Raw genomic sequence first — 6359 nt, forward strand, 5'->3', positions numbered from 1 at the left:
AAAGAAAGACTCAGACCTATTCATTGCCATGCTGGAGAAGCTAAAGTGGCACTACCGCCGAGCCAAAAGTGTCACCTTGATACTGGATAACTACATCATCCACAAAAGTAAAAAAACGAAGGCTTGGCTCAAGAAGAACCCAAAGTTCAGGCTGCTGTTCCAGCCCGTTTATTGCCCTTGGGTCAACGTCATAGAACGATTGTGGAATGCTCTCCATGAGACAATTACTCGGAATCACAGGTGTAAACATATGTGGCAATTGCTCAGGAAGGTGAAGCACTTTATGGATAACGTATCGCCTTACCCGGGAGGTTGCCACGGCACGGCGAAAATGTAGCACTATTCGGATCAGTTATTTAGTAAAAGGGCATACATCGCTTTTCCTTGGTCATTATTCGCATCAAAAGCCCATTCGTGACCCGGACAGGATGCAGGTGGGTTTGTGTGAGTTTCGACATTGAACATAATCACCCCTGCCCCGCCATTCTTCTCATGAGCGTAGATACGAGTAACTTTACCACTGCCTTCACCTGCTGAGGCGTTTAGAGGGAGTGACAAAAGGAAAAATGAGATAAGGTTTATCAAGGGAAAACGGCGGTTTAAAGATTTAAGTTCTTTCATAATATGAAATTTTCGCGAAGGTACTGAACTATTGAAGCCATATATTAATAAACTCACATTCAGACAATCCATGTCCAAATGCTTTCGGTATGGAGCTTGTTTTCGAGTAATAAAATCCTACAGCGCGATCTGATGCTTTCGCGGTGAGCAATAGTGAGAGAATATCTTTGTCCTCTTTTGTAAACATAATTCGAGGTTTGTGGTTCTGGTCAGGACGGCAGTCATTGGTATTCTGAAGGAGATTTTCAAACTCTACAAAATGACCCTTGTTAGAGTTGGCAGTACTGACAGCAATCCATCGAATTTTGTTGTTGAAAGAAATCTCAGCTTGTGAAAAAAATGAAATTATATAAATGGAAATAGCAAGAAAAATTCCACTTTTCAATTTGTTATCCTCGTTTACTGAAAGCTATTACTTTTTCAATATTCTTATCATGCTAGTTTCATCATATGAACTAATACAAGTCCTGCCATCGAGTTTCACTGTAACTGGGTTTCCGGAAACCATGGCTGCCATTGCAGTGCTATACATCACATTCCCTTGTCCATCTGTTATATTCCAGGAAATAAATGACCCGCTTTTACAGCCATTATTACTTGGTCTGGCATCGCAAACTCGCAAGTAGGCATAGTTACTATTTGTATGTGTTTGTAATGCACACACAGTTACTGTCTCATAGTCATATGCTAATGCAGTTAGACTTAAAAAAGAACAAGTTACAGCTATGGAACGTATTACTTTCATATCTTCACCGTAAGTTATTTGATATATGTTGGTTATCACTGGGGTATGGTATAAATCTCAATGGTGAATCAAAATATTTATTTCAACTTTGTAATCAGAATTATTTATTAAGCATAAAGTAAACTGGTGCAAGTGCATTGCTATAGGTAGGCATTGACTCGCATGAAGATGAGGCATAATTTGTGATAACTGGTACTTGGCTTACTTTCGCTGTCATCGCCATAGACAACCAACTTTTACAAACCTCTTGAGTAATCCCTTTCCAAACAGAGTTTACACTACATAGCTGAGTATAGTCATTTCTCCATGTGCTGAATATTATTAAACCTCCTGAATGCTCTACGTATACTCGTTCTACATTTCCATAACACCAGACATTTGAAAAAGCCTGACTTGAGAATAATAAGAGGGATACTGTGATTAACTTTACGAGTTTATGCATGTTTATCTCCAAATATTTTTACGAAAAGATTAGGACAGTAAAATTTCATGGGTAGTTACCTAAAGAAAACGATGACTCTATCAGTTTCATCTAGATGAATAAGAGTCCGTATATATCCAATCCCGAAAAGACAGCACAAAGATATCGATGTAGATTCTTGGAACCTAAATCATTAAATGATAGCCATGACCATCGCCCGCTCTTCGCTGATTAATGTATCAGCAACGCCTTACTATCACTGCGTATCCCGCTGCGTTCGACGCTCTTTTCTTTGCGGTTATGACAAACATTCAGATACGAGCTTTGAACATAGACGCGAATGGATAGAGAAACGTCTGCTGTTGCTCGCACAAACGTTCTGTATAGATGTTTGCGCCTACGCCATTATGAGCAATCACTATCACGTTGTTTTGCACATTAACGTTAAAGACGCCGAATCATTGTCCCTGGAACAGGTCGCAGAGCGCTGGCTCTCATTGCACTCCGGTCCCGTTTTGGTCAACCGCTTTATCCGAGGTGACAAACTGTCCGAAGCTGAAGGCCAACGCAGCGAAGAAATTATCGAACGCTGGCGAGAACGACTGACCAGCATCAGTTGGTTTATGCGTTTGCTCAATCAATACATTGCTTCAGAGGCCAACCGAGAAGACCAATGTACCGGTCATTTCTGGGAAGGACGCTTTAAAAGCCAGGCTCTGCTTGATGAAAAGGCACTCGCAGCTGCAATGACCTATGTGGATTTAAACCCCGTTCGTGCTGCCATTGCTGATACGCCAGAGAAGTCCGCATTTACCTCTGTGAAAGCACGGATTGATGCCCTAAGAAAAGAACAACACACAGCGCCTTATCTTTTCCCTTTTGTCGGTAACCCTCGTGAGCCTATGCCTGATGGTATTCCATTTCGATTAATGGATTACCTAGAGCTTGTCGACTGGACGGGCAGACAAATCCGCGATGATAAACGCGGTCACATCGACACCACCTTGCCACCCATTCTTTCCAGACTCGGCTTTGAATCGGCCGAATGGATGATTGCTTGCACTCAAATCGAGCAGGGTAGGTTAGTCGGCAGTAGCCGAGCGATTAAAGCAGCACTACCTCACCTAAACCGAAAGCGACTATCAGGCTTTAGACTGCCTGACGGATAACTTTCTTCCTCGAACCAAACATCAACAACCAACAGGCTATTGCCTGTTTTTATGCTGTTTGAAGTTTGTAGATTTGGCTTGGATTGACGCGGAATCTCGTCTGTAGCCACTTCTGAGCATCTTTCTGATAAATTCAACATTATATCAATGGGTTGTTGATATAAGAGTGATTAGATTTTTCTTGTGATGTCTGTCCCAGTAGTTTATTTCCACAAAATGACCCTTGTTAGAGTTAGCAGTACTGATGGCAATCCATGAGATTTTGTTGTTGAAAGAAATCTCAGCTTGTGAAAAAAATGAAATTATATAAATGGAAATGGCAAGAAAAATTCCACTTTTCAATTTGTTATCCTCGTTTACTGAAAGCTATTACTTTTTCAATATTCTTATCATGCTAGTTTCATCATATGAACTAATACAAGTCCTGCCATCGAGTTTCACTGTAACTGGATTCCCGGAAACCATAGCTGCCATCGCAGTGCTATACATCACATTCCCTTGTCCATCTGTTATATTCCAGGAAATAAATGACCCGCTTTTACAACCATTATTGCTTGGTCTGGCATCACAAACTCGCAAGTAGGCATAGTTACTATTTGTATGTGTTTGTAATGCACACACAGTTACTGTCTCATAGTCATATGCTAATGCAGTTAGACTTAAAAAAGAACAAGTTAGAGCTATGGAACGTATTAATTTCATATCTTCACCGTAAGTTATTTGATATATGTTGGTTATAATTTGGTTAAAGTATAAATTTCAATGGTGAATCAAAATTTTTATTTCAACCTTGTAATCAGAATTATTTATTAAGCATAAAGTAAATTGGTGCAAGTGCGTTGCTATAGGTAGGCATTGACTCGCATGAAGATGAGGCATAATGTGTGATAACTGGTACTTGGCTTACTTTCGCTGTCATCGCCATAGACAACCAACTTTTACAAACCTCTTGAGTAATCCCTTTCCAAACAGAGTTTACGCTACATAGCTGAGTATATTCATTTCTCCATGTGCTGAATATTATTAAACCTCCTGAATGCTCTACGTATACTCGTTCTACATTTCCATAACACCAAACTGCGTTTGAGAAAGCCTGGCTTGAGAATAATAAGAGGGATACTGTGATTAACTTTACGAGTTTATGCATATTTCTCTCCAAATATATTCACGATAAGATTAGGACAGTAAAACTTCATGGGGAGTTACCTAAAGAAAACGATGACTCTATCAGTTTCATCTAGATGAATAAGAGTCCGTATATATCCAATCCCGAAAAGACAGCATAAAGATACCGATGTAGATTCATGGAACCTTAAGCTTTAAATGATAGCCATGACCATCGCCCGCTCTTCGCTGATTAATGTGTCAGCAACGCCTTACTATCATTGCATATCTCGATGCGTTCGCCGCTCTTTTCTTTGCGGTTATGACAAACATGCAGATAAGTGCTTTGAACACAGACGCGAATGGATAGAGAAGCGTCTACTGTTACTGGCACAAACGTTCTGTATTGATGTTTGCGCCTACGCCATTATGAGCAATCACTATCACGTTGTTTTGCACATTAACGTTAAAGACGCCGAATCATTGTCCCTGGAACAGGTCGCTGAACGCTGGCTCTCATTGCACTCCGGTCCCGTTTTGGTCAACCGCTTTATCCGAGGTGACAAACTGTCCGAAGCTGAAGGCCAACGCTGCGAAGAAATTATCGAACTCTGGCGAGAGCGACTGACCAGCATCAGTTGGTTTATGCGCCTGCTCAATCAATACATTGCTACAGAGGCCAACCGAGAAGACCAATGTACCGGTCATTTCTGGGAAGGGCGCTTTAAAAGCCAGGCTTTGCTTGATGAAAAGGCACTGGCAGCAGCCATGGCATATGTAGATTTAAACCCGGTGCGCGCTGCGATTGCCGATACGCCAGAGAAGTCCGCATTTACCTCTGTGAAAGCACGGATTGATGCCCTAAGAAAAGAACAACACACAGCGCCTTATCTTTTCCCTTTTGTCGGTAACCCTCGTGAGCCTATGCCTGATGGTATTCCATTTCGATTAATGGATTACCTAGAGCTTGTCGACTGGACGGGCAGACAAATCCGCGATGATAAACGCGGTCACATCGACGCCACCTTGCCACTCATTCTTTCCAGACTCGGATTTGAATCGGCCGAATGGATGAGTGCTTGCACTCAAATCGAGCAGGGCAGGTTAGTCGGCAGCAGCCTAGCGATTAAAGCAGCGCTACCTCATCTAAACCGAAAGCGGTCATCAGGATTTAGACTGCCTGACGGCTAACTTTCTTCCTCAACTCAAACACTACCAATCAACAGGCTATTGCCTGTTTTTGTGTTGTTTGAAATTTATGCATTTCGCTTGAATTGAGGGGAAATTACCTCACAAGCCCATTTTTAGTGCCTTTCTTTTAAACCTATCATTATAACAATGGGTTGCTGATAGAAGAGTTACTAGATTTCTCTTAGGGTGCCTGTCCCACTAATTTCCTTAAAGCGACTATCAGGCTTTAGACTGCCTGACGGCTAACTCTCTTCCTCGAACCAAACACTACCAACCAACAGGCTATTGCCTGTTTCTCTGTTGTTTGAAATTTACAGGTTTGGCTTGGATTGACGTCTTACGGTGTTTGTCCCGCTAATATTGCCTCACCTCAACCGAAAGCGACTATCAGGGTTTAGACTGCTTGACAGCTAAAACTTTTCTTCTCAACCCAAACACTACCAACCAACAAGCTATTGCCTGTTTTTATGCTATTTGAAGTTTGCAGATTTGGTTTTGATTGACGCGGAATCTCGTCTGTAACCACTTCTGAGCACCTTTCTGATAAGTTTAAAATTATATCAATGAGTTATTGATATAAGAGTGATTAGATTTTTCTTACGGTGTCTGTCCCGTTAACTCCTTAATTTATACTTGACTTATTCGAAGCGTATAGCATCAATTTGGCACAACTTACTTTTTGAGCCTTTCCAAACTCGATCATCATATATTTGAAATCTTACCTTCTGATTTGTTGTGTACGCTGTTAGCAAGAAGGAAGTAATGGTGTTGTATCCAGGAGCTGCGGGTGATAACCAAACGCCATCTTCACAACCGGGCACACCAGTCTGAAACCACGCTATAACGTCAGCACCGTCTCTTCCTGCTACAGCACCATAGTCATCGTATGCAAATATCCTATCAATAGTTTTAGTTTGGGTACTGACTATATCAGCGCTAGCGTAAAAGCCTGAAAGAAGGAAAGTTGCTGCTAAATAGCTGTTCCTAATAGTAGATCTCAAAGATAAGAGAAACTCAGTCCGCTTTGTGCGATCTGATCAATCGCCAAACCGAAACATACCGACAAAAGGACTGAGTGATGGCCATCATAGCACCGATACCTCGTGGC

Annotated in this window: 4 protein-coding genes; 3 read left to right on the forward strand and 1 reads right to left on the reverse strand. The window is 41.6% G+C overall.

Translation table 11 applies throughout. The features are described 5' to 3' along the window. Positions 1 to 337 (forward strand): IS630 family transposase (locus GMA8713_RS24870; RefSeq protein ID WP_157515497.1); only part of this gene is annotated, 337 nt, incomplete at its 5' end. Positions 338 to 348: 11 nt separating this feature from the next. On the opposite strand, the gene GMA8713_RS24875 is transcribed toward GMA8713_RS24870, so the two are convergent. Next, positions 349 to 693 carry a hypothetical protein gene (locus tag GMA8713_RS24875; protein WP_198159583.1) on the reverse strand — a complete coding sequence of 115 codons (345 nt, stop codon included), beginning with the start codon at positions 691 to 693 and terminating at the stop codon, positions 349 to 351. A gap of 1300 nt (positions 694 to 1993) precedes the next feature. Here GMA8713_RS24875 and GMA8713_RS24885 point away from each other — a divergent pair. Continuing rightward, entirely contained in the window at positions 1994 to 2956 is a 963-nt protein-coding gene (locus GMA8713_RS24885; RefSeq protein ID WP_062715272.1) for a transposase, read from the forward strand. 1332 nt (positions 2957 to 4288) lie between these two features. Next, positions 4289 to 5251 carry a transposase gene (locus GMA8713_RS24895; RefSeq protein ID WP_062715278.1) on the forward strand — a complete coding sequence of 321 codons (963 nt, stop codon included), beginning with the start codon at positions 4289 to 4291 and terminating at the stop codon, positions 5249 to 5251. Positions 5252 to 6359: the final 1108 nt, after the last annotated feature.

It is taken from the genome of Grimontia marina (genome assembly GCF_900060185.1).
GTDB lineage: Bacteria > Pseudomonadota > Gammaproteobacteria > Enterobacterales > Vibrionaceae > Enterovibrio > Enterovibrio marinus.